The organism is Cellulosilyticum sp. ST5 (genome assembly GCF_046529625.1).
In the GTDB taxonomy this organism is placed as follows: Bacteria; Bacillota; Clostridia; order Lachnospirales; family Cellulosilyticaceae; genus Cellulosilyticum; species Cellulosilyticum lentocellum.
The window spans coordinates 690,735-715,727 of record NZ_CP132338.1; the positions used below are offsets into that span (position 1 = coordinate 690,735).

A 24,993-nucleotide genomic window follows, 5' to 3' on the forward strand; every position below is an offset into this window, starting at 1 on the left:
AGATGAATGTAGTGAAGGCAGTCAATTACTTAGAGAAAAATACAGGTTAACTATATTTTGGCTTTTAAGGAGGATGATAGCATGTCACGAGTATTATTTACACAGGAAAGATGGAAAAACGTTAAGGAAATCAATAAAAAGTTAATGCAACAGTATATAAGAAACTGTAGGTCTGAAAAGAAGCGACCTCGTACAATAGAACAATATGAATGCGATTTGAAGTTCTTCTTATGTTGGAATCTTATGTATCATCATAACATGAACGTATTAGACTTCAAGAAAAAGCATTTTAACGAGTTTAAATTCTTTATGATTGAAGAGCGAATGGCAAGCAACGCAAGAGTTAACCGTATAATGAGTGTAATTAGGAACATGATGTCATATGCAGAAGATGATGATGACGATTATGAGGATTATATACGGAATCCAGCTTCAAAGATTAAAGGACTTGAAAAAGCACCTATTAAAGATATAGCGTTTCTTAGTCAGTTGCAGATAGATTTATTAAGAGAATACCTGCTAACTCATAAAATGTATCAGCACTTATGTTTGTTAGATATTTTGTATGATTCCGGAGCAAGAATTAACGAAGTTTTTCAAGTAAGTAATACTGAGACAGCTAATAATGGATATTTAAAAGTAACATGTAAGGGCGGAAGAAATGAGTATATTTTGCTTCATGATAGAGCAAAAGAAAGCCTAAAGCTTCACTTAAGTATAAAGCAAGATGGTGAAGCTTTTTGGAAAAGTAAATATGGACAAGCTAAAGATACAAGCACACTTAGAGGATGGGTAAAAGAATTGTATGTGATACTTAAAACTTTAGATTCAAAAACACAGTATTTTACACCACATAGCTTTAGGCACTCAGTAATAGAAAATATGCTCAATGGAAGTCACTATCTATGTAAGAAAATAGGAAGAGCATTCACAATAGAAGAAGTAGCTCTTATAGTACATCATAAATCTACAGATATGACAAAGAGCTATGCAAAGCCTAAAGATAATGAAATTATTTTCAATATGTTTGGTATTAGTATAGGATAGGAGAAATAAATGTATACATATAAACAAATCGAGGAAATGCTTAAGATATATCCAGTTATCAAAGCAGAGATAAGAAACATTGAAATGGATATGTTAGAAGTAGAAAATAACTTAGGATTTAAAGGGGCAAGTGATGATCCTAAGCCATCAACACCAACGTATCAATTTTCATCTATTGTAGAGAATGAAGCATTAAGTTTTAGTAGAGACAAATTATTAAGCAATCTCAAAGAAGAAAAAAAGAAGAGACAGAGAAAAATAGATAGAATAGAGAATGCCATGTCTATTCTAAGTGAGATAGAAGAAGAGATTATAAGCTTATACTATTTCAAGAAATCTAGCGTGTCATCAATCTCACACAAGATAGATAGAGATAATAGTCAGGTATACAGAAAAAAGAAATATGCAATTAGAAAAATGGCAGATATCATGAATGTTTCAAGGTTACAAAAGTAAATGCAACAAAAATGCATTAAAAATGCCACAAAAATGCATTGAAAATGCATTAAAAAAGCACTAGAAAATGCATTTTTATAAGAGTAGTATAGTATTATCAAAAGAAATGAAAAAGTAACGAAGCAGTATCAAAAGTAATTAAGCAGTAAATAAGTAAAAGCACAAACATTACAACCACTGTGTAAGTCATCTATTTAGGCTATCTAACTAATAACCTAAAGAAATCAAAAGTAATATTTCCTGAAGAGTAAAAAGGGCAATAGCTAGTGTGCAGCTATTGCTTTTTTTATTGTTTAAAAACAAATAGAAAGGTGGTGATATATTTGAATACTGTAGAACCAATAAGAGACTATGATCTAATACTAGATATGCAAGATTACTTACTTGAAAAAAAGAATAAGCGTGATTATGTTTTATTCATGTTTGGTATATATAGCGGACTTAGAATATCTGATATATTGCCACTCAAAGTAAGAGATGTAAGAAATGCAAAGTATCTATACATGAGAGAAATAAAAACAGGGAAAGAAAAAAGACTCCCTATCAATGATGAATTGCAGCAAATTATAAAAGAGTACATAGAAGATAAGAAAGACTATGAGTACTTATTTAAACGTGAAAAGTGCAAGAAGAATGAGCACATAACACGTCAAAGGGTTTGGCAAATACTCAATGATCTAGCAGATGCATTTGAGTATAAAGATAACATAGGATGCCATACATTAAGAAAGACATTTGGTTATTGGTTGTATCAAGACACCCAGGATGCAGTCTCTATAATGGACATACTTAATCATTCTGACATATCAGTAACGAAACGATATATAGGAGTTACACAGGATAGCAAAGATAAAATAATGAGAGGACTATCGTTTAGTAAGAAAAGAAAACGATAGTTATTTTTTATTAATTTACTGTTTCCTTTACTCAAATTGTCAAGGTAAAACATAAATAGTAAAAACATGAGTTTCTTCTATTAGAGCGAAAAATTGAAAAGATATTAGACAGACTTATTAGATATGTAAAAGTAAAGTAAAAGTTTGGGTATCCTAATACATTGATAGTCAATAGATACATAGCTTTTTAATACACGTAAAAAAGCATAAACAACTCTCAATATGTAAAATATTATTAAGAAAAGCTATGATAGTCAATGAATACAACACATATTAAGTTTTAAATGTATAACAGTAATACTAAACTTTCTGAAATATTTTTTAAATTGTGAGTTTGAAAAAATAAATATATAGTATGATAGTCAATGTTTACAGAGTTTAGTAAGAAAATAAAGATTATTAAACTCGCAAAAGAAAATAGGTGTATAAATGGGACTTAAAAAGCAATGTAGATGTGGAACAAAGATAGATATCAATGAGCAGTGCTGCAATAAGTGTGTAGACTTCTATGCAGAAAAGAGAAAAGAATCATATCGAATGTATGATGAAAAGAAAAGAGATAAGAAAGCACATGCGTTTTATTTATCTTCTGAATGGCAGACAGTAAGAGATGTGGTACTTAAAAGATATGCAGGTATAGACTTGTACATATACTACACAACAGGAGTGATTAAGAAAGCAAACACTGTACATCACATAATAGAAATCAATGAGGATAGCAATAGGAAGCTTGATGATAAGAACCTATTACCAGTAACCCAAAGGACACACGAGAAGATACATAGAATGTATCAAAACAATAAGATAGCTGTACAGGAGATGTTATTCTCATTTATTAGAAGATGGGAGGAAGAAATGCAAGGGTAGGGGGGTGTTATAAAGTTTTAGCCATTCACCTGGATACCTCGCATCCCTCTTTTTATTCAGAGAAATGCCAAATAAAAATATTTCTATATAGGGGGTGAAAAATGGGAAGGGCTAAAAAAAGCGTATTAGTATCAAAAGGAAAAACAGGTAAAAAAGATAAAGTCATTCGATTAGAGCAAGAAGAAAAATTAAAGATAGATAGAAATGGGCTAGAGGTCCCTAGATGGCTACAAGATGACTTAGTGGCCAACAATGAATTTGTAAGAGTAGTAAATGAAACCTCTAAAATAGACTTGCTAGACAATCTTGATTTATCGGTATTAGCTATATATGCAAAAGCTTATAGTAGTTACATTGATTTAACAGATATTATTGATAGAGAGGGATATACAGTAGAAACAGGTAAGTTTGGTGATTTGAAAATATCACCTTATGTTACAGCTCAAAGTAGGTATGCTGATCAGATATTTAAGTGTAGTACAAAATTAGGAATGTCAACTACAGATAGATTGAAATTAATTGTACCTGATAAGAAAGGTGATGAAATTAATAAGTATTTAAAATATGTTAAGTAGGTGATAAGCATGCCAAGGCGTAGAGATAGGGTTACTGAATACGCCAAGTTAGTCACTAGTGGCAAGATACAAGGTAAAGGTGAATCAGAACGCTTGGCGTGTCAAAGGCATTTAGATGATTTAAAGAACAGTAAGACAAAAGACTTCGAGTATAAGTTTGATGTTGAAGCAGCGGAAAGAGCCATAGATATAAACAATGAGCTTACCATAGGTGAAGGTGATGAAGTACAGAAATTAAAAACAAGAGGTTTCCAAGACTTCATAACAGGTTCATTACATGGATGGAAACAGAAACGTACTGGGTACGATAGATTTAGAGAAGCATATATTCAAGTAGCAAGACAAAATGGTAAATCATTCATAGCAGGTACAGAAGCAGTACAGCGTAGTGGGTTTAGCACATATAAAGAAGGTCGTATATTTTGTGCAGCAACTAAGCAGGACCAGGCAAATATTGTTTGGGATGAAGTAAGAAAATTCATTGAATCAGACCATGACTTAGAAGAGTTATATAAAATAACAAAATCTACACATACAATAACTAGTAAAACAACAGGAACAGTTATTAAGTCAATTGGTAGAGATACTAAGTCTATAGATGGTCTTAGGAGCATACTTGCCATACCAGATGAATTGCACGCTCACAAAGATAATCAGATGTATAAGTTATTGCTAGGTGGACAACGTAAGGTTAATAATGCACTAACTCTAGCAATTACTACAGCAGGATTTAATTTGAATAGTTTTTGTTATGAGCATTATCAATTTTGCAAGAAGGTGCTTAGAGGACTAGTACAAAAGGAATCATTATTCATTTTTATATGTGAAATGGATGATGATGATGATATTTGGGATTATAAAAATTGGGCTAAAGCTAACCCTTTACTAATGTTCAATGAAGATAATAGTATCAACATGGCAGAAGTAAAAAAGATGGCTGAAACAGCAATAGAAGCAAAAGAAAAAGGTGGGAAAGATTTAGTTGACTTTATGACTAAATGGCTTAATAAGTGGGTTACATATAAAGGTGGGGCACTTGTTGATGTAGCTAAATTGAAATTATGTGAGTCAGATTTAACACTTGAAGATATGAGAGGTAGAGAGTGTTATTTAGGAATTGACTTGTCAAGTGGTGGTGACTTAACAAGCATAGCATTAACATTTGATTTAGATGATGGTAATGTATTTATACATTCTCATTCATTTATGCCTGAGTTGAGACTTGAAGAACATGAGCAAACAGATGATGTACCATATAGGATGTGGGTAAAAGAAGGTTTATTAACACTCACAAGCGGAGCATTTGGAATTAAAACTGACTACAAATTTATAATTAGTTATCTAAAAGAAATAATTGATAAGTTTGATTTAAAAGTACTTGAATGTGGTTATGACAATCATAATGCAAGTGCTTTTTTAAGTGATTTAGATTTCTTAGGATGTGACCTAACAGAAATACAACAAAGTGCAAGAAGTCTAAGCGATACTACTATAGATTTTCAATTATCGATTAAAGCATTACAAGTGAAATACAACAGGCATAATGCCTTATTGGTATGGTCTCTTATCAATGCTACTACTACCAAGAATAGTTTTAATGAAATAAAGGTTGATAAACTAGAGCAAACACAGAGAATTGATCCAGTAGACGCTATTTTAGATGCATGGAAACTAAGATTTATGAATAAGGACACAAGTACATATGATGCTAATCAGTCTGCAGATGATTATATAAGCATGATAAGTAAAAGAAAATAGCGTATGTCAGAAATGAAATGAGGTGAAAAATATGAATATGTTGGACAAAATTGCTATGAATAGGCTTAAAAAGACTATTTATAAAAATCAATTAAGCACAACTACTGAAAGTAATACTATAAGTATTGATGATATTAACCAGTTATTTAGCCAGACGAGATATCATGGAGAAAACTTAAGCGAGGTAACTTATTTTACGTGTATTAAGATTTTAAGTGAAACAATGGGAAAGCTTAGTATTGAACTAAAGCAAGATACACCACATGGCACTATTAAAGTATCTGATCATGAAGTATATAGATTACTTAGTCAAAGGCCAAACCCATATATGTCACCGAGTACTTTTAAAAGCTTAGTAGAATTTAATCGTAATCACTATGGAAATGCATTTATTTGGGCAAGGTATAAGGGCGCACATATAGCAGATTTATGGGTGCTGGAAAATGATTGTGTAACTATATTAGTTGACAATGTTAATTTACTAGGTACAGAAAATAAATTATGTTATCAGTATATTAATCCTAAGAATGGCCAATCTTATATATTCAATCAAAAAGAGATTATACATCTTAAAAGTGGCACTTCTAAGAATGGACTACAAGGATTGAGTGTACAAGAAATACTTGCAACAACCATGCAAGGCAACAAGGCTAGCCAATCATTTTTAAATAATTTAAATGAAAAAGGCATGACAGCAAGGGCAACACTTGAATATACAGGTGACTTAGACAGAAATAAAAGAGCAGAACTCATAAAAACTATTGAAGAGTATGCACTAGGTCAAGAAAATGCAGGAAGAATAGTACCAATACCTTTAGGAATGAAGCTTACACCACTTGATATGAAACTTACAGATAGTCAATATTTTGAATTAAGAAAGTATAGTGCCTTACAGATAGCAGCAGCATTCGGTATCAAACCAAACCATTTAAACAATTATGAGAAGAGTAGTTACAGTAATAGCGAAAGTCAAAACTTAAGCTTTTACGTAGATACTCTTCTTTTTATTTTAAAACAATGGGAAGAAGAACTTGATTATAAATTGCTTACAGGAGATGAAAGAAATCAAGGCATGCATTTTAAGTTCAATGTAGCAAGCATTCTTAGAGGTGACTTAAAAACACAAGCAGAGTGCCTAAGTAAGTATGTTAACAATGGTATTTACACACCTAATGAAGCTAGAGATATGCTAGATTTTACAACACAAGAAGGTGGTGACGTATTAATGGTTAATGGGAATTACATTCCTATTACACAAGTAGGAAGTCAGTATCAGAAAGGGGGTGATTAAAGGTGAGTAAAGTTATTCAATTTAAAAACTATACAGAAACAAGCGTTGATATGTACATCAGCGGAGACATATCAGATGACAGTTGGAAAGGCTGGTCATGGGGTGAAGATATGGATGTTTACCCAAGTGACATTAAAACAATGCTAGATAATGCAAAAGGCAAGAATATTAATTTATATGTTAATAGCGGTGGTGGTCACATCAGTGCAGGTTTAGCAATCGCACATATGCTACAAAGGCATGATGGCACTGTGGTTGGTTATGTTGATGCAATGGCCTGTAGTATTGCAAGTGTTATTATGATGGCTTGTGATGAAATACATATGCCTAAAGATTCTTATTTGATGATACATAAGCCAAGCAGTTATTGCAGTGGTAATGCAGACGATATGCGTAAAACAGCAGATGGTCTTGATACATTACAAAGAGGAATAATGGCAGCATATGAAAGAAAATTGAAAGATGGTGTTGATATTGCAACAGTAGAAGCTTTAGTTAATGCTGAAACATGGCTTACAGCAGAAGAAGCTAGCAATTACTTTGACATTATTATTGATGATTCTATGAATGCAGTAGCATGCACAAGTGAGCTATTAGAAAAGTATATGAAAACTCCTAAAAATTTGTTCAAAAACAGTAAAAAAGATGAACAAATCTCAGATGAAAAAAGAATTAAACAATTAAAAAATAAAATTGACATTGCGCTAGCACTAGCGTAAAACAGGAGGATTAAAATGAAAAAATCAGTTGAAATGAAAAAAGAACTTGAAGCATTAAAAAATAGCATTAAGTCATTACAAGCAGAAAACAAAATTGAAGAAGCACATAATAAACTTGAAGAGTTAACAAGAATGAAGAATGCTATTGAGGTTCAAGAAGCGATTGAAGAAGAAGAAACAACTCAGTTTAATGGTGCTCCATTGAATAAACAATCTGACAAAGTAGATTTAACAGTTGTATTTAACAAGCTAGTATTAGGAAAACCACTTACAGAAGCAGAAAATGCATTAGCAAGTACAGGACAAATTGAAGCGTCAGGCGAACAAGGTGGATATTTAGTACCTGAGGAACAAAAAACACAGATTGTAGAGTTTATGAGACAACTTGTCTCTCTTAAACAATACTGTAATATCATTCCGGTTGGTACTTTAGCAGGTTCAATGCCATTAGAAGTAGAAGCAAGTGATCAACTTATAAACTTTGATGAACTATCAGAAATTGCTCAATCTGATGTAAGATTTGGACAAACAACTTGGAAATTGGCTGATTATGGTGATATTATTCCTATTTCTAATACACTTCTTGCCGATGAAAAAGCCAACTTAACAGGGTTTATAGGTAGAAGGTTTGCTAAAAAAGCTGTAAGAACTGAAAATACAAAGATTTTATCACTATTAGATGCTGCAACTGCTAAAGTAGGAGCAGACTATAAAGCAATTAATACTATTTTAAATAAAGAATTAGATCCAGCTATTTCTGCAACATCAATTATTATCACAAATCAAGATGGATTTGATTATCTTGATGGATTAACAGACACAAACAACAGACCACTTTTAACTACTTCACTCGCAGATGCTACTCAAAAAATGTACAAAGGTAGACCTATTGTAGTATTACCAAATAACCAATTAGCTTCAACAGGTGCAAATAAATACACTTTTATTATTGGTAATATTTCTGAGTTCATTGCATTTTTTGATCGTGGCGCATATGAAATGGCTGTATCCAAAGAAGCAGGGTTCACAAAAAATGCTACTTTAATGAGAGTAGTTGAAAGATTTGATGCTAAAGCAGTAGACACTAAAGCAGCTGTTAAGCTAACTATTACAGTTGCTTAATCGTTGTAAAAGCTATAGCAAATATATGGCAGAATGAGCCATTACGTGGAGGTGGTGGAGAGTATGTCCGCTATAGCGTTTATTTTAGAAAGTGGGTGTTGTATGGAATTAGATGAAGTTAAATCGTTTTTAAGAATTGATGATAGTACAGAAGATGAATTAATAACTGGTTTAATGTTAGCATCTGAAGAATACCTACTAGGTGCAGGCATTGAAAAAGATTATAAAAAAGAAATCTACAAGCTTACAGTAAAAATGCTTATATCCAATTGGTATGAAAACAGAAATATTACAGATAAAAAGTTACAAGAAGTACCTTATGGATTAAAGAACCTTATAATTCAACAACAATATAAGGGGGTGTAGCATGGATATAGGCAGATTAAACAAAAGAATAACCTTCCAGCAACTACTAGGTAAAGAAAAAGACAAATATGGAGAAATAATAGAAAATTGGGGAGATGTTATTACAGTTTGGGCAGAAATTAGCCCAATGTCTGGGCAACAATTCTTTGCAGCAAAGCAAATTAATAGCGAGATAACACATAACGTTTATATACGCTATAGAGAAGGTTTAAAACCTAATATGAGGGTTTTATTCAAAGGAAGAGTGTTTGAAATACTCTATATTATGAATATCAAAGAGGAAAATCGACTACTGCAAATTTATTGTAAGGAGTTGGTTAAGTAATGTTTGGTAGAAGAGAGTCTGTAGTAGGCTTAAATAAGCTTATGAAAGATATTGAAGGGCTTAGTCGTATGCCTCAAAGCCAAATTACTAAAGGGGCCAGACGAGGAGCAAATGTAATATTGAAAGAAGCTAGAGCAAAAGCACCTAAAGGGGCAACTAAGCAATTAAGCAAGGGGCTACGACTTAAAGCTGAGAAGTCAAGAAAAGGAAAGAAAGTATTTCAAATTACTTTCAAGGCAAATCCAGAGTTTGTAAAAATCACAAAAGATGGAACTCGCTATTTTTATCCAGCATCACAGGAGTATGGATTTAGAACTAGAAACGGTGGCAAGGTAGATGGTAAACACTTCTTATTAGGGGCTATGGCAAGTAAGAAAGATGCAGCAGCTAGAGTTATTGTAGATGAAATTGGTAAGGAGATTGAAAAAAGCTTAAGGGAGGGTAGTATAAGATGACATTTGAAGGATTATTAACTATCAAGCTTAAGGAAATAGCTGAACTTAATGACAATGTATATCCTTTATGTGTTCCTGAATCTGTACTAGCACCTTACATATGCTATACGCAATCTGGTGGAGAGCGCGATAAGGATTTACGAGGCTACAACGATTTTAGAGAAGCAGACTACGAGATTAATATATTAGCTTCTAAGTATAGTCAATTAAAGCCTTTAGAGGAATATGTGTTTAACACACTTAAGTCTCTAATTGGACAAGAGGCTAGTGAAAGAAAGATACAAGACATTAAGATTTATGATCCAAGTGAGCAATATGAAGAAGCTATAAAGCTACAAAGAGCAAATATAGAATTTACAGTTTTTTATTAAAGGGAGGAATTAGAAATGGCAAAAGTAAGATCAGTAGGTACTACTTTTAAGATGGGACCAACAACAGCTACGACAGCTATTGGAGGGTTAACTTCTATTGGTGGAATAGAGGTTAGTGCAGATACCGTAGACGTAACTGCTTTAGATAGCGAAGGTGGATATAGAGAGTTTCTAATGGGCTTTAAAGATGCAGGAGACGTTTCATTAGAAGGCTTTTTAGACGATGAAGATACTGGGCAAGCGGAAGCATACACAGCACTAGAGAGCGGAGATGTTCAGAAGTGCGAAATTAACTTCCCTAATGGTTCAAAATGGACATTTGATGGGATTGTAACAGGATTTTCTACAGGTGCAGATTTAGAAGATGCAGTAAGCTTTAGTGCTACTGTAAAAGTGAGTGGAAAACCAACATTTGCAATAACTAGTGGAGCTTAAGCTTAATTTAAACAGTATAGAAGGGGGCGAACAGCCCCTTTTATTTTTGAGAAAAATAGGAGGAATATATGTATACACCAGTTCAGATGGATAAAACACGTAACTTTAGATTTGGAATGAAAGCAGTATCTTTTATTGAGAAGAAGCTTGGAAAGCCTATTGCTAAAGTGGATTTTGAAAACATGACAATGGAAGAAACAGCAACAGTTATTTTGGCAGGTCTTATTCATGAAGACAATACATTAAACGAAGATAAAATCATGGACATTATAGATGAAAAAGGAAACTTAAAAGAAGTACTTGCAGCTATGGGTGAAGCAATGCAGCAACTAAGCGGTAAAAACTCAAAAAACTAGATAAAAGCACTGTAGATGAAGATGAAGAATTTTTTATCGAAAGTGCTTTGCAAGTATGGGGGCAAATGGGATTTGCAATAGGTGACTTTTGGGATACAACTCCTTATGAATTTAGCATTATTGCTGAAGGATATGCTGAAAGAAAGCAACAAGATTATGATTTAGCAATTACACAAGCATATTTAACGTCTAGATGGGTTTGGGCTAAAAAATTACCTGATTTGAAGAAATTAATTGGTAAAAAAGGGCCTAAAAAAGCTATGACAGACGATCAAATGATGAAAATGTGTATGGCATTAAACAAACTTTACAGAGGGGAGGTAAAAGAAAATGGCAACTAGAAACTTGCTAGTAAGAGCTGGATTTGATGCAAGTGGAATGAGTCGAGGTACTAGACAAGCTAATAATGCTTTAAGACAATTTGGGCAAAATGCGAACAGGTCTATGAGTGGCTTAAGTAACTCTATAGGAATAGCTTTTGCGGGTATAGGAAAGCTAATGGCTGGTGCATTTGCTATTGGTGCTATTGCAAACTTTGGAAAACAATGTGTAGAACTAGGTAGCAATCTAAGCGAAGTACAAAACGTCGTTGATGTAACATTTGGGGATATGGCAGAGGATATAAACCAATTTGCCAAAACTGCTATAACAAGCTTAGGCTTATCAGAAACAAGTGCTAAAAAGTACGCATCTACTATGGGAGCAATGCTAAAAAGTATGGGTTTATCTACTCCGAAAGCACTGGAAATGTCTAAGGCTATCACTTCATTATCCGCAGATATGGCTTCATTTTATAACTTAGATGCAGATGAAGCATTTGCTAAGATAAGAAGCGGTATTTCAGGTGAAACAGAGCCATTGAAACAGCTAGGTATTAATATGTCTGTAGCAAACATGCAAGCCTATGCAATGGCACAGGGCATATCTAAAGCATATAGCAAAATGACACAACAGGAACAAGCCTTATTAAGATATAACTATTTGCTTAGTGTAACAGCAGATGCACAAGGAGACTTTGCACGTACTAGCGATTCATGGGCTAACCAAACACGAATTTTAAGTGAGCAATTTAACGCACTTAAGGCAGAGATTGGACAAGGATTAATTGCAGTATTTACACCAGTAGTTAAAGCTTTAAATGTTTTAATCAACAAATTAAGAGTGGCAGCCGGCTACTTTAGAAGTTTTATGGAATTAGTATTCGGTAAGCAAAGTGCTAGTGGTGGTGCTGGCATGGCTAGTGTTACAGAGTCTACAGAATCTATTGCAGATAGTGCAAGTGGTGCAAGTGATGCAGTGGAAGGTGTAGGAGATGCAGCTAAAAGTGCTGGAAAGAAAGCCAAAGGTGCATTAGCAAGCTTTGATGAACTTAATCAATTAGCTAATGCAAGTGATAGTAGTGGTGGCAGTGGAAGTGGTATTGCTGGACTTGAAAATATGGGTGGATCAGTAGACGTTGATTTAGGAGAAACTGCAAAGGAAACTGATAAACTAAGTACTATGTTTGATGGTGTTGTCGCACAACTAAAAAAGATGAAAGGCTTGTTTGCTAAAGGCTTTAAAATTGGATTTGAGACAGCTAATTTAGATGGTTTTAACAAAGCAATAGAAAATATCAAAACTAGCTTTATGAATCTCTTCAGTGATGGAACTATAGTAAGTTCTTTTACTGGTATGTTGGACTCATTTGCACTTAATGCAGGTAAAGTTGTAGGTTCTTTTATAAGCATAGGTGTTACGATAGCTACTAATTTAATCGGTGGAGTAGCAACATATTTAAGTGAAAATACACAGTTCATAAAAGATAGGCTAGTAGGCATATTTGATGCTAAAGCAGATATATTCGCATTGTGGGGAGACTTCTCGGTTACATTTTCTGATATTTTTAGCGTGTTAGGTGGAGAAACCGGACAACAGATAACAGCTAATATCATAGGTGTATTTAGTAATGGCTTTTTAGGTGTATTAGAACTGGCAACGAAGCTAGGTAGAGACATTATGAAGTGTATTACTCAGCCTATTATAGACAATAAAGAATCACTCAAGCAAGCACTTGAAGGGACGTTAGAAGTAATATCTGTAGTTACTGGAACACTTAAAGACTTAATCACAGATACAATGCAAAAAGCAGTAGAGGTATATGACCAATATCTAGCGCCAGCATTTGAAAATATTGAAAGTGGCATAAGCCAAATTGTTAAAGCTGTGACTGATGCTTATAATACTTATATTCAACCAACATTGCTTGAAATGGCTAAATCGTGGGAGTCGTTTTACAATGACTCACTTAAACCAGTTGTAGACAAAGCATTAGAGGTATTTGGTAAGTTAGTAGAAGGTGTTTCAGAAATTTGGAACGAAACACTTGCACCTTTTGTAGCTTGGGCTATTGATGTTTTAACACCGTATCTAACTACAGCCTTTGAAAATATAAGCGAAGCTTTTAGAACAGCTGCTGATATTATGCTTGGTATAGTTTCAGGGTTACTAACTTCACTTGGTGGATTAATTGATTTCATAACAGGGGTTTTTACTGGAAATTGGTCAAAAGCATGGAGTGGTGTAAAGCAAATATTTAAAGGTATTATTGATACACTATATGCAGTTGCAATTGCACCTATAGGTAAAATATTAAGTTGGGTTACCAGTTCTTTTTGTCGCAGTTGGCAAACAGCTTGGGAAGGAGCAGGCAAGGTTTTTAAAACTGTATTTGATGGGCTTAAAAATGCTGCCAAGGTGCCTCTTAATTGGGTTATTGACATGATAAACAAGGTGTTACGTGGAATTAATGGTATGACATCTACAATAAATCAAATTCCCGGGGTAAATGTTGGGCAGATTAAAGAAATACCAAGGCTTGCTCGTGGTGGGGTTATAGATAATCCTACTATAGCTATGGTAGGTGAAGCAGGTAGAGAGGCGGTTGTTCCTCTAGAAAATAATACTGGATGGTCAAGAGAGGTTGGAGCTGTAATTGCAAATTCTTTAATTCCGTTTTTAGGTGCCACAAATGTAGGAAGTAGTGGGCAGTATGTAGGTCTTGAAATGGATGGTGTGCAGTTTGCTAGAACAGCAACACCCTACATAATCAAAGAAATGAAAAGATTGAATCTTATATAAAGGAGTGGTATAAGTGGACATAGCTAAAAGCGTTTATTGGGGTGTAGATTATGGAAAAGAATTAGTTGTACCTAAAAAAGAAGTTGTATCACTCCAAGATTTAATTATGGCAATAAATATACTTTTAGAAAAGGAGCGGTGCGAATGCTTAAGATTGGTGGAGTATTAATGCCTACTCCTTCTGAAATGACACCAAACATTTACGACTTAACGGAGGGTGACCGTGATAGCACTGGAACAATGCATATTGATTTAATAGCTACTAAATACAAGCTAGAATGTAAGTGGAATATACTAAATCAAGCAAACATGACTAAAATACTAAATGCTACTAAAAGTATTACATTTAACGTTTCATTTATTGATCCAGAGACAGGGGAAGAAAAAACAATGAATGTATATAAGGGAGATAGGAGCACTCCTATATTAAAAATAGTTAATGGTGAGAATATCTATAAAGACTTTAAAATCAATTTTATTGAATTGTAAGGAGGCTAGAAATGTTACCGTATGTAGGAGATTTCGCAACAGCAATTAAACAACAAGCTAGAAATATAAATGTAGTTATTGCTTATAAAAACAGTGATAGCTATATTTTTTTGCAGAAAGACAATATACAAAGCCTTACTTACAATGCAAAAGCAGACAAGGCACTTGGAGGAGTAGTTAAAAAGGTTTGTGATATAAAGGCTATGTATAACGAGTACACAACTAACCTAACTAAAGGAACACCTATAAATCTTTACTATAGGTGCGGTGAAGGTGGTGTATGCAAGAAGGCATTACTTTATATTAGCCAAGTTAAGGTTAACAAGATAAGCAAGATAATTATAATAGAGGCGAAAGATTATTTAAGTTATATAGAAGATATAGCAACACTTCCAATGATGAAGAATACTGACTTATTGACATATGAGAAAACGGTATTTGCTCAGTTAGGATATAGCTATACGATTGATTCTAGCGTGGTTAATCCTAAATTAACATTAGGATATCCAGTAAGCACTAAGTTACTAGATACTTTTGAGGAAATGGCAGAAGCTAATCAAGCTATTTTTGATTTTGGATTTAATACTACCTACCAATTAACTTTGCCATTTAATTTACCTTCCACTTTTAGCATGCCCATGATTGGTGACTATATTACTCCTTCTGATGGGTTTGAACTACACATTAAGAAGTTTGGATTTTCAAATCCAGTAGACACACTAGATGTTGATTCAGATTTAATTAACTTTGAGATAGATGACGATTCTAGTGATCAATATGAAGATGTAAAAGTAAGTTTATTTTTTCCTAGCTCTAGTGAACAAAAATCCTTAGGCAAAGTAACAGCAACCGTACCTGGTAGCGTTGTAGATTACAACATAGGTACTATCGACTTTGGGAATACAATGATGCCTCAAATATGTGTATTTGATGATATGGTGGATATTAGTGATTATACGATAGGTAGTGACAGTTTTAGCTTTAGTGTTAATAATAGCAGTGTACTTGCTAAGAATATAGAAGCGGAAATGTATGGACTAGATATAAGCACAGCAACTTTAAAAGATACTGACACAGACAGCAACATTAAGCAAGTATCTAACATGTACATACAAGGGGCAAGTGTTTATGATACAGAAATATTTAAACATCCTAACTGCACGCTTAAGACGTTTGGAAATCCTCTTTATGAAGTAGGAGACACTATTAGATGTGCACCTTATGATGTGCTTATATTAGAAGAAAACCTTGTATTTAGTGGGGGCTTGAAATGTACGCTTAAGGGGGTGGCCAAAGACAATGAAATTAATTGACAATGCTAGTGGTAATGTAAGTCAAGGCATCACCCTTGATAGTACAAATAAGGTTGATAGATACAAGCTAAGTTATAACTGTAGCAATATAGGTAGTGGTAAGAGTTTTATTAGAATCTATGCAACTGTTACAGAAGGATATAAAACTTACTTTATGCCAGTCCAATTTAATGGGAAAGTAGAGTTTGAACTAAGTATTGATACTGAAGCTACTTTCCTACAATTTGATGTTATAGGCGATGCTTCTATTACAGGAATTACCTTTGAAACTGTAGTTGATGCAACTTTAGAATATGTAAAAGAAAACTCTGGCTACTGGGACAGAATAAAGGAAATTACGAATAATACTGGCAAGGTTAGAAGCGATATGTTAGAGGGACTTATTAATTTAACAATTAATGCTTTTGCCAATGAGAGTGGAACAATCACTCAGAAAAATGGAATACTTACATTTTTAAATGGTACTACACCAGAAGACAGTACCGAGGCAGTTGAAATTACAGGAGGGGCTATTAGGGTTGCTGATAGTAAATTGCCCAATGGCGAGTGGAATTGGACTTCTGCAGTAAACGGAAGAGGTATCAATGCAGCTACAATTATTGCAGAAACATTTGCTGGGCTTAATATAACCTCAGTCAATATTGTATCTGGTACGATTACAGGTGGCACGATTAACGGTGTAACTATGAAAGGGTCTACTATCTATAGTGGAGACGTTGAGGGGGGGAATTACGTTGAAATCACATCATCTGGAGATATCAACGCTTATGCTAGAGGAGATGGAGAAACGACAGTAAGGAGAACATATAGCCTAATAAAACGTCTAGAGGGAAGATTGTACTTAGGCCACGATCTAAATGACACAAATGAGTACAGACTAGAGCTTAACAGCGGTGAAGGGGCAACTGTTATGAGTAAAAACTCTGATTTAGTATTAGCCAAGTTTACTGGGGCCTCTGTTAGACTAACAAATGGAATGGTTTATATAGATGGGAATGTAAATATTAATGGCAGTATCTATGCTGACAACTTAGCGTAAGGGGGTAAAAAATGGCTTATATAAAAAGAACATGGACAAATAGTCCAGATGAAGCAGTTACATATGAAGATTTTAATCGTATTGAGGAAGGAATAGAAAATCTAGATACTAATAAATTAGACTTAGAAAAAGTTGTGAATGAAAACACTGCATTAGTAGCAGATAAAAAAGCACTTAATGCAGCACAAGCAAATCCTAACGTAGAGGGAAGTTTAGCTAATAAAATCAATGATTTATTGACTAAAACACAAATTCCATTACCGTATAATTCCGGGTTTATAGATTATGCTACTAGTGCATTAGAGTCTTATGTAGTTAAAAACGGGCTTAATGAGTGCAAGTTAGTAATAAATGCAAAACCAAGCACAGGGCAATTTAGCGCAGGACAAACAGCTATAGCTACATTACCTAGTGGATATATTCCTTCTAAAGGTTATAGCGTAGGTGCTAGGAATAGTGCTATGACTGGGTGTAGCGTAGAGATATTGCCAAACGGGACTGTAAATGTATACACAGCCAGTGCCAGTGATTATGTGTTTGCTGTTATTCCATATGATTTGGAGGTGTAATAATGTTGTTTGGCATAGTTATAAATGAACAAGGATATAAAGTAGCTTTTGTTTGTGTAGATGAACGTGATAATATTCTGCATTATACTCTTAAAGAAAACGAACAGCTTATAAAAGATGATTGGCAGATTGCTAATGCAATGGGTAAGCCACATTGGACGGGAACAGAATGGGAGGATGAAGAACCACCAGAACAAATTGATATTTGTCCAAGCCACACGTTAGATGATTTAGTGGCAGATGCCAATGAAACTAGATCAAGGTTAGATACTGTAGAAAATGTAATATTAGATCTATTATTAAAGAACTAGGAAAGGGGGAATAAATATGTATCAATTTTTATTAAATATGTGGATTGTAGGAAAAATTGACGAAGCTTATCTTGATAAGATGGTAGAAAAAGGCTACATCACAGCAGAAGAAAAAGAATTAATTTTAGCAACACCACAAAAATAATCACATAAGGCATAGAGAAGCACCGTAATAGGTGTATTTTTTATGCCTTTTTAGGAGGATGCCATGAACGAAGATCAAGTAAAGGAATTAGCCGAAACTACAGCTAGAAGTAAAAGCAATACACATCGATTAGACAAGCTAGAAGAAAATACAAAGCTCATGCACGAAATGAATAGGAATATAGCAGTAATAGCAGAGCAGACAAAAGATACAAAAGAAGATGTTAAGAGCCTGAGAACAGACGTAGAAGAGATTAAGGCAAAGCCTAATAAGTTGGTCGACTCAGTTAAGCAAAATGCCATAGGGGTTATTGTGGGTGCTTTAGTTGGAGCCATATTAGCATTTGTCTTTTAGGAGGTACTAAGATGGGACTTAAATGGGTTAAGAAGCCTAAGAAGAAAATCGAATACAGTAAACGCATAGTGGCTATAGTGCTTAGTTTTTGCATTGTAGTCACTATTTTTAGTATGGCCCTTATGTGGGTTACTAAAGATACTAGTCCTCTTGCATACCTTATTCCAAGTGTATTTGCAGAGACAGGAATAGTTATAAGTTTTTATTTAGATAAGGCCAAGAAAGAGAATATTGCTAAGGGAGGGAAAAAGCATGAAAGTGAATTGGAAACAGAAGTTAACATCTAGGAAGTTTTGGGCAGCAGTAGTAGGGTTTGTTACTCCTATTCTAATTGTATTTAACGTGCCTAATTTAACTATAGAACAGGTCACAGCTATTATTACAAGCGGTGGTGCATTAATAGCCTACATTATAGGCGAAGGGCTTGTAGATGCGAACAGGGACAAGGGGGAATAGCCATGGCACGTAAGATATCACAAGTTGGAATAAATCTAATTAAGCAATTCGAGGGATGCCAATTAAAAGCATACAAATGTCCTGCAGAAGTATGGACTATTGGTATTGGCCACACAGGAACCGTAGATGGAAAACCAGTAGCAGCAGGAATGACTATAACTATGCAAAAAGCAGAACAGCTACTTGCCGACTCTCTAGAAAAAAGGTATGAGCCGGCTGTTAGAAAGCTAGGGGATCTAAATCAAAATCAATATGATGCACTAGTTTCATTTTGTTATAACTTAGGCCCCGGGATTTTTAAAGGAAGATTACTTACAGCAATTAAAGACAAAGATTGGTGCAATGTAGCTGATCAACTTCTATTGTATAATAAGGCTGCTGGTAAAGTATTAGCCGGACTTACTAGAAGAAGAGAAGCAGAAGCGAGGTTGTTTCTTAAACCAGTAGCAGTTCAAGAAGATGTAGAGCTTAAGAGAGCTGCACAGTTATTGTATAAGCGGAAAATCATATCTGTTCTTGGTGCATGGGAAAGCATAGATAATATGAAGCTAGAATACGTTCCAGGATTGCTTAAGAACATGGGGGGTATAGATAGGCTTGTAAAAGATAAGATAATCTCAGACAAGCTTTTATGGGAGTATAAGCAGTACAACGCTAGTCATGTACGAGCTTTAATTATAAAGTATAGTAAACTAGGGTAGGGCCAAAAACCTTACCCTTCTTTTTTTATGCCTAAAACGTAGATTTGTTTTACAAGTATAGGAAAGTAATTGCGGGTTTTGTTTACAATTCAAGAAAATAGATGGAAATATTCTGAAATAAATAGTAAAATAAAAAAGAACCTGTAAGATTGCCGTCTTATTAACAGGTTCTACGCTATAATATGTTCTCATGCCTCTATTATAGCACCAATAACAAAAAAAATATAGTGGAGGTTTGTATATGGCAAACGCAGTTAAAAGACAAGAAAAGACAGTATATTATTATGGAATAACTATTTCTAATTTAGTTGATAATAGTGATGTGACATCAGATATAAAAAGAATATTTACAGATATATTTACAACAAACTGTATAGGAGATGGAAACAGTTTAGCTTTATCAAGAGGAGAACAAAAGGTTACTATGGATATTATCATAAATAATGATAATTATCTATTTGCAAGAGTAGGAAAAGTTAAGTCAAATGCAGATATGCAAGTAAGGGATTTAACAACAGGAGAGAGAAAAGATGTGCTAACTGATGAAGAACTAGAAAAAATGGGGATAGAAATATGTACATACTTTTTATTAGATTATACGGTTGGAATAGTAGGTTTTATTTTAGGACAGTCAGCACCAGGAGTAAACAGTTTAGTTAATCTAGTAAATGAGTATAGCAATGCTTACAATATGACTATTACATCCATTATGTCAAATGATACTGTTAGTGCACTACTTAAACCTGGTTCTAAGATTAGCAAAATAAATTATAGTTTTCTTATTCCTGATCCGTCAGTATTAGCACAAGTTGGATTAAGCAGAGATGTAATAATGGAGATGGATGGAATTAGACAGAAGGAAGTATATTTAACAGTTAAGTGTGAAGAAAGAAGACCTCTATTTGAAGGACAGGAGAAAATAGGAAAAGTAATAGAAAAGCTAAAACATAGAAATCAAAATGTTAAGAAACTATCTGTGACAGGTAAAACAGCATCTTCTTCAAGTAAAAATTATACATTCGCAGAGGACTTATTAAGTTTTAAAATCTCGTTTCCTGTACAGCAAAATGATGATGGAATTATAACAAATTCTACACCAGAACAATTAGCAGGTGAAGTATTTGAAAAGATGGCATTATTATACCAAGAGCATAGAGAGAATCTTGTGTTATTAGCGAATAGAGATGAATAAACTATAGTGTTATAATAATTACAAGGAGGTGAGCATAAGATGAAGGATTATAGAAAAATAATAAAATGCATAATAATTACAACAATAATAATGCTTATATTTTATTTGACAGGTGCTATAAGTTTTGAAAATTTATCTGATCCAAAGAACTCGGATATTTGTTGGAACATTGTAACTATAAATTCTGTATTTGCTGGATTCATGTTTACTTCACTTAGTATGTTAATTAGCGTAATTACATCAGAAACAATAAAGAGGCTTGAAAAGGCCTATTTAATGGATGAGATTTATAAGAATATATTATGTGGAATATATTGCAGCTTAGCTTCAATAGCTTTTGCATTGATTACAATTTTTATTACTCCTAATATGATAGAATATACACAAATGATGAATGAGGGATATTTAAAACAAGTGGGTATAATTATTGAGAAACATATAATTCCATTTTTAATGGTTTATACAATGATTTTATCTATTCTATGCTTTTTAGGTAGTGTATTAGACGTGAGATTTATAATTAGGAATTTGCGTAATAAAATAAGTAAAGGTAATATACCAGAAGAAAGTAAAAGTAAGATATTAGAGAAGATTAAATAAAAGAATAGTTTGAGATAGGATCAGGTGAGAATATCTGGTCTTATTTTTTGTGTCGCACAAAACTACAAAATGTAACACGCATAAAGTAATATACTATATAAGTAGTTTAATAAATAAGAATAGGTATTCTATAGAATTATAAATTTGAATTTGGGGGAGAATCTGAATGGAGAAAACAAAAAAAGCAACGATGAAAATCGCTATTTGTTCATCTATTGCTGTAGCGTTTTTTACAATATTTTTTGTAGTGGCTTTAATTACAACATTTGATTTCGGAACATGGGAAGGAATTGAAAGTTATGCAAAGAAATTTCAACCGATAAATTTATTAACTGTTATTCCGTCCATTCTTTTAGCTGTTTCATTTTTGATTTTCAATGTGAGTGTCCATTATTTGGCGAGCGCTGATAAAAAAATATGGAGTCATTTGGCTATGAATTTTGGCTTAGTCTATAGTACAATATCTTTAGCCAATTATTTAATTCAATTAATCACAGTGATGCCTAGTATAATGAGTGGTTCTTTAAACGGATTAGAAAAAATGGTATCTGGCTATCCAAACTCTATATTTTATGCTTTAATGGGTTCTTACTTTTTTATGTGCATATCATTGTTTTTTGAAGGACTATTGTATAAAAAACAAATTCGAATATTTCTATTTTTGTCGAGTATAATTTGCGTACTGTCATTCATAATTGGTGCAATGTTATCCATATCGATTTTTATGATTTTAGGTGCTATATGTTGGATAACTGGAACTGTTGGTGGAATGTTAATGATTTCAATATTTTACATAAATGAATTAAAGCAAAACACCTTATAACTTCTTATTTATCGTAATAAATAGGAAGTTAAATTGATAATTAAAAAGATAGTTTTATATAGGGCTGAAATATAGCTAGTTATTATTATTTATATTTACAAAAAATTAAGTCTTTGGTATAATTCAATAAAACATATGTTCGATTAATGGAGGCGGTACTATTGGATATTAAGGAATTTATCAAAGAACGTAATGAGGCTTTCTTTTCACTCGATAAGGACAAGATAATAGCATATTGTAAAAAACATAATGCCGAAATACCAGAAGATGAGGTTGTGTTTTGGGCAGGTGTTCGTTATGCTATATTAGGAATTTCAAGTTCAACTAATGATCAAAGGGAGGAAGCTAGACATTGGTTGATTAGCAATGGTTTTAATCCATAAAAATATCGTTTGTTTAAAATGTAAATCATAAGGCTACACTCTAAAATAAAAAGGGTGTGGTCTTTTTATGCATAGTAATTTAAAGCAATGGCAGATAGATATATTGGTAAAGTATTACCTGATTAAGAAAAAGTTGATTAGTATAATCAAATAGTGTAGAATTATCTTAAAATTTACTCAATATTAGGGGGATATTTATATGAAAAAAGGGTTATTGTCAATTGTATTATCTGGAACTATATGCTTAGGAATAGGAGCTGCAACAGGTTCTAAAATCACAGCAACTTTAATGCAACAACCTATAGTGTCTAATGGGGTTACAAGCACAAAAGAAGTAATCAGCTACAAGAATTCAACATATGTACCTCTTAGAGAGTTTGCTAATATGACAGGAACAAGCGTAGACTATAAAAATGGTAAAATCTATGTAGGTGCTAACAACACAGTTGAAGCACCAGTACAGCAAAATAAAAAGAAGTTTACATTTACTATTAATTCTGTAACAACAGGTGTTAATTATGATGATAAACAAGTGGCCATAGTTAATATTAGCATGCTTAATAATAGTGGTGAATCTACTTCTCCTATGGGAAGCTTATATAGCATTACTGCATATCAAAATGGGGTTCAACTTGAAAAGAGTTTTGATAGTGATTTAAGCGAGCATGATGAGTATACAAATGTAATGAATGGATCAACTATAGAATTCTCTACTTTATTTGAGTTAAAAGGCATGTCTCCTATTACAGTAGAGATAACAGAATTTCTAGGTAATGATAAAGTAAGTAAAACATTTAATTTAAATTAATGCATACTTAATCCAAGAATATTTATAGCGTGCAACTTTAACATATGGGGTTGCACGCTACCTTTTAGGTGTGTCTATAAGAAATTGGTAGATTTATTGTGTCTACCGTAGTAATCGGTTCACCTCCATAAACTAAACCCTCGAACTTAGAGAAATCTAGGTTAGGGGGTTTTTGTGGTTTTATGTAAAATTATTAATCTGTGAGAGGTAAAGTACTATTGTTGCGATAAGGCAAATAAAGATATTTTATGGATTATCTTTATTTTGCAATAAAGAATATAAAATTATAGAAGTTATATTAGGATATAATCAAAGATTGACATGATAACGTAAAAAATATAGAATAATAAAAACAGAATATTAGAAAAATAAATTATTATGTGTAAAAATAATATTTTATCAAATCGTTTTTGTAAAGGGAGATAGGTAGTGTAGCAGGAGTAACGATTATATTTGGAGATGAGATACATATGAAAAAAGATAAACTGTCACCATTCTTTTTTGTTGGATTATGTTTATTGATATTAGGAAGTATTATCTTATATCAGCATCTTTCTTTTCTAGGTGATGCACAAAAGGTAACAGGCGTCATTAGTAATATGATTGGAGTTAGCGACTTCGATGAGAGTAGGACTGATGTCTATGTAACATACGAATATAAAGAGAAATTGTATAAAGATATTCTTTTAAATGAGTACCATGCTGGTATGAATAAGGGAAAAGAAATCACGCTATATTGTAATCCTGATCATCCAACAACTGTTTGTACAAAAAGTGGAGGTTACTTTTCATCAATCGCTCTTATGCTTGTTGGATGTCTCATGAGTGGTATACAGTTATGGCTATACTTAAAAAAACGAAGTAATCGATCGCAATATGCAATAATGGAAAAAGTTGAGTTGTCAGAAAGACATGAAGAAGAACTTAAAGATTTTAGAGTACCAATAGGATTAGGAATTTTCTTTATCATAGTCATTGGTATGATTAGGAAAAACGATACGATACTAGGTATTGGTGTTATATGTTTTATATTATTTCTTTTTTGGGCTATTATGTATCATACTATCAACTATAAAAGAATGCTTAAGCGAAGATGTACGGAACTAATTATGGCAGAATGTATAGAGATACAATGTGATAGGGACTCTGAGGGGGATACATATGCACCAGTTTACCAAATCCAATATAAGGGAGAAACTTTAACATTACCAAGTATGATTTATACGCAGCATTGTGATATTAAAGTAAATCAAACAAGAGCGATTAAAATTGATCCACAAAACCCACATCACTTTATTGAACTTAAACGAAATACGTTAAGTTTACCTGCCCAGGTGTTTGTAATTGCTTTTTTGATATTTTGGGTTTTAGTATGTCTGCTATGTATATGAGAATGATGGAAAAGTTATAAATAGGATGATAGAGACCACTCTATAGTTTTTTGGTTAGGCGTTCGATTCGCACTATGTAAGATTTGCACTAGAGAAAATTATAAATATAGCAAAAAGATTAAAAGAGTAGTGAGATTTAATAAATCATACTATGATAGAGAATGGATATATTATCTTAAAAGAGAGTAGCTATTTGTAGCAGAAAATGGTATAACACGAAATAACATATAGCTACTGGGGAATAAGTAGGTAGAAATTAA

At 33.1% G+C, this 24,993-nt stretch carries 34 protein-coding genes; all 34 read left to right on the plus strand.

Annotated elements, in window-relative coordinates; all coding sequences use genetic code 11:
* Nucleotides 1-81 precede the first annotated feature (81 nt).
* The 34 genes from QTL86_RS03440 (at nucleotide 82) to QTL86_RS03605 (ending at nucleotide 24,733) form a co-directional block, all read left to right on the plus strand.
* Entirely contained in the window at nucleotides 82-1,047 is a 966-nt protein-coding gene (locus QTL86_RS03440) for a tyrosine-type recombinase/integrase (protein ID WP_410496478.1), read from the plus strand.
* A 9-nt stretch (nucleotides 1,048-1,056) separates the two neighbouring features.
* Nucleotides 1,057-1,503, plus strand: a complete 447-nt coding sequence (locus QTL86_RS03445; RefSeq protein WP_410496479.1) for a hypothetical protein — start codon at nucleotides 1,057-1,059, stop codon at nucleotides 1,501-1,503.
* 323 nt (nucleotides 1,504-1,826) lie between these two features.
* Nucleotides 1,827-2,399, plus strand: coding sequence for a site-specific integrase (locus tag QTL86_RS03450; RefSeq protein WP_410496480.1), 573 nt, complete (start codon nucleotides 1,827-1,829; stop codon nucleotides 2,397-2,399).
* Nucleotides 2,400-2,828: 429 nt separating this feature from the next.
* The gene (locus QTL86_RS03455; protein WP_410496481.1) at nucleotides 2,829-3,266 is read left to right on the plus strand and encodes a hypothetical protein; all 438 of its coding nucleotides are present in this window, start codon (nucleotides 2,829-2,831) and stop codon (nucleotides 3,264-3,266) included.
* 101 nt (nucleotides 3,267-3,367) lie between these two features.
* Nucleotides 3,368-3,841, plus strand: coding sequence for a phage terminase small subunit P27 family (locus QTL86_RS03460; RefSeq protein WP_410496482.1), 474 nt, complete (start codon nucleotides 3,368-3,370; stop codon nucleotides 3,839-3,841).
* Between the two features lie 9 nt (nucleotides 3,842-3,850).
* Nucleotides 3,851-5,599 carry a terminase large subunit gene (locus tag QTL86_RS03465; RefSeq protein WP_410496483.1) on the plus strand — a complete coding sequence of 583 codons (1,749 nt, stop codon included), beginning with the start codon at nucleotides 3,851-3,853 and terminating at the stop codon, nucleotides 5,597-5,599.
* A gap of 31 nt (nucleotides 5,600-5,630) precedes the next feature.
* Nucleotides 5,631-6,890: a phage portal protein gene (locus QTL86_RS03470; protein ID WP_410496484.1), complete on the plus strand. Its 1,260-nt coding sequence runs from the start codon at nucleotides 5,631-5,633 to the stop codon at nucleotides 6,888-6,890.
* A 2-nt stretch (nucleotides 6,891-6,892) separates the two neighbouring features.
* Nucleotides 6,893-7,609 carry a head maturation protease, ClpP-related gene (locus tag QTL86_RS03475; protein WP_410496485.1) on the plus strand — a complete coding sequence of 239 codons (717 nt, stop codon included), beginning with the start codon at nucleotides 6,893-6,895 and terminating at the stop codon, nucleotides 7,607-7,609.
* 15 nt (nucleotides 7,610-7,624) lie between these two features.
* Nucleotides 7,625-8,731, plus strand: coding sequence for a phage major capsid protein (locus QTL86_RS03480; protein WP_410496486.1), 1,107 nt, complete (start codon nucleotides 7,625-7,627; stop codon nucleotides 8,729-8,731).
* A 63-nt stretch (nucleotides 8,732-8,794) separates the two neighbouring features.
* Nucleotides 8,795-9,097, plus strand: coding sequence for a head-tail connector protein (locus tag QTL86_RS03485; RefSeq protein ID WP_410496487.1), 303 nt, complete (start codon nucleotides 8,795-8,797; stop codon nucleotides 9,095-9,097).
* 1 nt (nucleotide 9,098) lies between these two features.
* Nucleotides 9,099-9,422 (plus strand): phage head closure protein, encoded by a 324-nt coding sequence (locus QTL86_RS03490; protein ID WP_410496488.1) that lies wholly within the window; start codon nucleotides 9,099-9,101, stop codon nucleotides 9,420-9,422.
* On the plus strand, nucleotides 9,422-9,877 hold the full coding sequence (locus tag QTL86_RS03495; protein WP_410496489.1) for a hypothetical protein: 456 nt from the start codon (nucleotides 9,422-9,424) through the stop codon (nucleotides 9,875-9,877). The genes QTL86_RS03490 and QTL86_RS03495 overlap by 1 nt, the downstream gene beginning before the upstream one ends.
* A complete protein-coding gene (locus tag QTL86_RS03500; RefSeq protein WP_410496490.1) occupies nucleotides 9,874-10,248 on the plus strand; it encodes a hypothetical protein in 375 nt (124 codons plus the stop codon). The genes QTL86_RS03495 and QTL86_RS03500 overlap by 4 nt, the downstream gene beginning before the upstream one ends.
* Before the next feature lie 15 nt (nucleotides 10,249-10,263).
* Entirely contained in the window at nucleotides 10,264-10,683 is a 420-nt protein-coding gene (locus QTL86_RS03505) for a phage tail tube protein (protein WP_410496491.1), read from the plus strand.
* A 68-nt stretch (nucleotides 10,684-10,751) separates the two neighbouring features.
* Nucleotides 10,752-11,039, plus strand: a complete 288-nt coding sequence (locus tag QTL86_RS03510; protein ID WP_410496492.1) for a hypothetical protein — start codon at nucleotides 10,752-10,754, stop codon at nucleotides 11,037-11,039.
* A 65-nt stretch (nucleotides 11,040-11,104) separates the two neighbouring features.
* Nucleotides 11,105-11,380: a hypothetical protein gene (locus QTL86_RS03515; protein ID WP_410496493.1), complete on the plus strand. Its 276-nt coding sequence runs from the start codon at nucleotides 11,105-11,107 to the stop codon at nucleotides 11,378-11,380.
* Entirely contained in the window at nucleotides 11,370-14,159 is a 2,790-nt protein-coding gene (locus QTL86_RS03520; protein ID WP_410496494.1) for a hypothetical protein, read from the plus strand. Before QTL86_RS03515 ends, QTL86_RS03520 begins: the two co-directional genes overlap by 11 nt.
* A 13-nt stretch (nucleotides 14,160-14,172) precedes the next feature.
* Nucleotides 14,173-14,328, plus strand: coding sequence for a hypothetical protein (locus QTL86_RS03525; protein ID WP_410496495.1), 156 nt, complete (start codon nucleotides 14,173-14,175; stop codon nucleotides 14,326-14,328).
* Nucleotides 14,304-14,648, plus strand: a complete 345-nt coding sequence (locus QTL86_RS03530) for a DUF6711 family protein (RefSeq protein WP_410496496.1) — start codon at nucleotides 14,304-14,306, stop codon at nucleotides 14,646-14,648. Before QTL86_RS03525 ends, QTL86_RS03530 begins: the two co-directional genes overlap by 25 nt.
* Before the next feature lie 11 nt (nucleotides 14,649-14,659).
* Nucleotides 14,660-15,961, plus strand: a complete 1,302-nt coding sequence (locus tag QTL86_RS03535; protein ID WP_410496497.1) for a hypothetical protein — start codon at nucleotides 14,660-14,662, stop codon at nucleotides 15,959-15,961.
* Nucleotides 15,948-17,000, plus strand: coding sequence for a hypothetical protein (locus QTL86_RS03540; RefSeq protein WP_410496498.1), 1,053 nt, complete (start codon nucleotides 15,948-15,950; stop codon nucleotides 16,998-17,000). Before QTL86_RS03535 ends, QTL86_RS03540 begins: the two co-directional genes overlap by 14 nt.
* Before the next feature lie 11 nt (nucleotides 17,001-17,011).
* Entirely contained in the window at nucleotides 17,012-17,569 is a 558-nt protein-coding gene (locus QTL86_RS03545) for a hypothetical protein (RefSeq protein ID WP_410496499.1), read from the plus strand.
* Nucleotides 17,570-17,571: 2 nt separating this feature from the next.
* Nucleotides 17,572-17,880: a hypothetical protein gene (locus tag QTL86_RS03550; RefSeq protein WP_410496500.1), complete on the plus strand. Its 309-nt coding sequence runs from the start codon at nucleotides 17,572-17,574 to the stop codon at nucleotides 17,878-17,880.
* 16 nt (nucleotides 17,881-17,896) lie between these two features.
* Entirely contained in the window at nucleotides 17,897-18,025 is a 129-nt protein-coding gene (locus QTL86_RS03555; protein ID WP_410496501.1) for a hypothetical protein, read from the plus strand.
* A 63-nt stretch (nucleotides 18,026-18,088) separates the two neighbouring features.
* On the plus strand, nucleotides 18,089-18,379 hold the full coding sequence (locus tag QTL86_RS03560) for a hypothetical protein (RefSeq protein WP_410496502.1): 291 nt from the start codon (nucleotides 18,089-18,091) through the stop codon (nucleotides 18,377-18,379).
* Nucleotides 18,380-18,390: 11 nt separating this feature from the next.
* Nucleotides 18,391-18,666 (plus strand): hypothetical protein, encoded by a 276-nt coding sequence (locus QTL86_RS03565; RefSeq protein WP_410496503.1) that lies wholly within the window; start codon nucleotides 18,391-18,393, stop codon nucleotides 18,664-18,666.
* Nucleotides 18,632-18,835, plus strand: coding sequence for a hypothetical protein (locus QTL86_RS03570; protein WP_410496504.1), 204 nt, complete (start codon nucleotides 18,632-18,634; stop codon nucleotides 18,833-18,835). Before QTL86_RS03565 ends, QTL86_RS03570 begins: the two co-directional genes overlap by 35 nt.
* Nucleotides 18,836-18,837: 2 nt before the next feature.
* Nucleotides 18,838-19,536: a lysozyme gene (locus tag QTL86_RS03575; protein ID WP_410496505.1), complete on the plus strand. Its 699-nt coding sequence runs from the start codon at nucleotides 18,838-18,840 to the stop codon at nucleotides 19,534-19,536.
* Nucleotides 19,537-19,777: 241 nt separating this feature from the next.
* Nucleotides 19,778-20,728 carry a hypothetical protein gene (locus QTL86_RS03580; RefSeq protein WP_410496506.1) on the plus strand — a complete coding sequence of 317 codons (951 nt, stop codon included), beginning with the start codon at nucleotides 19,778-19,780 and terminating at the stop codon, nucleotides 20,726-20,728.
* 39 nt (nucleotides 20,729-20,767) lie between these two features.
* Nucleotides 20,768-21,328 carry a hypothetical protein gene (locus tag QTL86_RS03585; protein WP_410496507.1) on the plus strand — a complete coding sequence of 187 codons (561 nt, stop codon included), beginning with the start codon at nucleotides 20,768-20,770 and terminating at the stop codon, nucleotides 21,326-21,328.
* Between the two features lie 166 nt (nucleotides 21,329-21,494).
* Complete coding sequence (locus QTL86_RS03590) at nucleotides 21,495-22,151, plus strand: hypothetical protein (protein WP_410496508.1); 657 nt, start codon at nucleotides 21,495-21,497, stop codon at nucleotides 22,149-22,151.
* Nucleotides 22,152-22,312: 161 nt separating this feature from the next.
* On the plus strand, nucleotides 22,313-22,534 hold the full coding sequence (locus tag QTL86_RS03595) for a hypothetical protein (protein WP_410496509.1): 222 nt from the start codon (nucleotides 22,313-22,315) through the stop codon (nucleotides 22,532-22,534).
* 199 nt (nucleotides 22,535-22,733) lie between these two features.
* Nucleotides 22,734-23,342, plus strand: coding sequence for a DUF5067 domain-containing protein (locus QTL86_RS03600; protein ID WP_410496510.1), 609 nt, complete (start codon nucleotides 22,734-22,736; stop codon nucleotides 23,340-23,342).
* 470 nt (nucleotides 23,343-23,812) lie between these two features.
* Complete coding sequence (locus tag QTL86_RS03605) at nucleotides 23,813-24,733, plus strand: DUF3592 domain-containing protein (protein ID WP_410496511.1); 921 nt, start codon at nucleotides 23,813-23,815, stop codon at nucleotides 24,731-24,733.
* Nucleotides 24,734-24,993: the final 260 nt, after the last annotated feature.

Coding starts and splice junctions, on each gene's coding strand:
- QTL86_RS03440 (WP_410496478.1), top strand. CDS start 82: ATGTCACGAGTATTATTTACACAGGAAAGATGGAAAAACGTTAAGGAA.
- QTL86_RS03445 (WP_410496479.1), top strand. CDS start 1,057: ATGTATACATATAAACAAATCGAGGAAATGCTTAAGATATATCCAGTT.
- QTL86_RS03455 (WP_410496481.1), top strand. CDS start 2,829: ATGGGACTTAAAAAGCAATGTAGATGTGGAACAAAGATAGATATCAAT.
- QTL86_RS03460 (WP_410496482.1), top strand. CDS start 3,368: ATGGGAAGGGCTAAAAAAAGCGTATTAGTATCAAAAGGAAAAACAGGT.
- QTL86_RS03465 (WP_410496483.1), top strand. CDS start 3,851: ATGCCAAGGCGTAGAGATAGGGTTACTGAATACGCCAAGTTAGTCACT.
- QTL86_RS03470 (WP_410496484.1), top strand. CDS start 5,631: ATGAATATGTTGGACAAAATTGCTATGAATAGGCTTAAAAAGACTATT.
- QTL86_RS03480 (WP_410496486.1), top strand. CDS start 7,625: ATGAAAAAATCAGTTGAAATGAAAAAAGAACTTGAAGCATTAAAAAAT.
- QTL86_RS03485 (WP_410496487.1), top strand. CDS start 8,795: ATGTCCGCTATAGCGTTTATTTTAGAAAGTGGGTGTTGTATGGAATTA.
- QTL86_RS03490 (WP_410496488.1), top strand. CDS start 9,099: ATGGATATAGGCAGATTAAACAAAAGAATAACCTTCCAGCAACTACTA.
- QTL86_RS03495 (WP_410496489.1), top strand. CDS start 9,422: ATGTTTGGTAGAAGAGAGTCTGTAGTAGGCTTAAATAAGCTTATGAAA.
- QTL86_RS03500 (WP_410496490.1), top strand. CDS start 9,874: ATGACATTTGAAGGATTATTAACTATCAAGCTTAAGGAAATAGCTGAA.
- QTL86_RS03505 (WP_410496491.1), top strand. CDS start 10,264: ATGGCAAAAGTAAGATCAGTAGGTACTACTTTTAAGATGGGACCAACA.
- QTL86_RS03510 (WP_410496492.1), top strand. CDS start 10,752: ATGTATACACCAGTTCAGATGGATAAAACACGTAACTTTAGATTTGGA.
- QTL86_RS03515 (WP_410496493.1), top strand. CDS start 11,105: ATGGGATTTGCAATAGGTGACTTTTGGGATACAACTCCTTATGAATTT.
- QTL86_RS03520 (WP_410496494.1), top strand. CDS start 11,370: ATGGCAACTAGAAACTTGCTAGTAAGAGCTGGATTTGATGCAAGTGGA.
- QTL86_RS03530 (WP_410496496.1), top strand. CDS start 14,304: ATGCTTAAGATTGGTGGAGTATTAATGCCTACTCCTTCTGAAATGACA.
- QTL86_RS03535 (WP_410496497.1), top strand. CDS start 14,660: ATGTTACCGTATGTAGGAGATTTCGCAACAGCAATTAAACAACAAGCT.
- QTL86_RS03540 (WP_410496498.1), top strand. CDS start 15,948: ATGAAATTAATTGACAATGCTAGTGGTAATGTAAGTCAAGGCATCACC.
- QTL86_RS03545 (WP_410496499.1), top strand. CDS start 17,012: ATGGCTTATATAAAAAGAACATGGACAAATAGTCCAGATGAAGCAGTT.
- QTL86_RS03550 (WP_410496500.1), top strand. CDS start 17,572: ATGTTGTTTGGCATAGTTATAAATGAACAAGGATATAAAGTAGCTTTT.
- QTL86_RS03555 (WP_410496501.1), top strand. CDS start 17,897: ATGTATCAATTTTTATTAAATATGTGGATTGTAGGAAAAATTGACGAA.
- QTL86_RS03560 (WP_410496502.1), top strand. CDS start 18,089: ATGAACGAAGATCAAGTAAAGGAATTAGCCGAAACTACAGCTAGAAGT.
- QTL86_RS03565 (WP_410496503.1), top strand. CDS start 18,391: ATGGGACTTAAATGGGTTAAGAAGCCTAAGAAGAAAATCGAATACAGT.
- QTL86_RS03570 (WP_410496504.1), top strand. CDS start 18,632: ATGAAAGTGAATTGGAAACAGAAGTTAACATCTAGGAAGTTTTGGGCA.
- QTL86_RS03575 (WP_410496505.1), top strand. CDS start 18,838: ATGGCACGTAAGATATCACAAGTTGGAATAAATCTAATTAAGCAATTC.
- QTL86_RS03580 (WP_410496506.1), top strand. CDS start 19,778: ATGGCAAACGCAGTTAAAAGACAAGAAAAGACAGTATATTATTATGGA.
- QTL86_RS03585 (WP_410496507.1), top strand. CDS start 20,768: ATGAAGGATTATAGAAAAATAATAAAATGCATAATAATTACAACAATA.
- QTL86_RS03590 (WP_410496508.1), top strand. CDS start 21,495: ATGGAGAAAACAAAAAAAGCAACGATGAAAATCGCTATTTGTTCATCT.
- QTL86_RS03600 (WP_410496510.1), top strand. CDS start 22,734: ATGAAAAAAGGGTTATTGTCAATTGTATTATCTGGAACTATATGCTTA.
- QTL86_RS03605 (WP_410496511.1), top strand. CDS start 23,813: ATGAAAAAAGATAAACTGTCACCATTCTTTTTTGTTGGATTATGTTTA.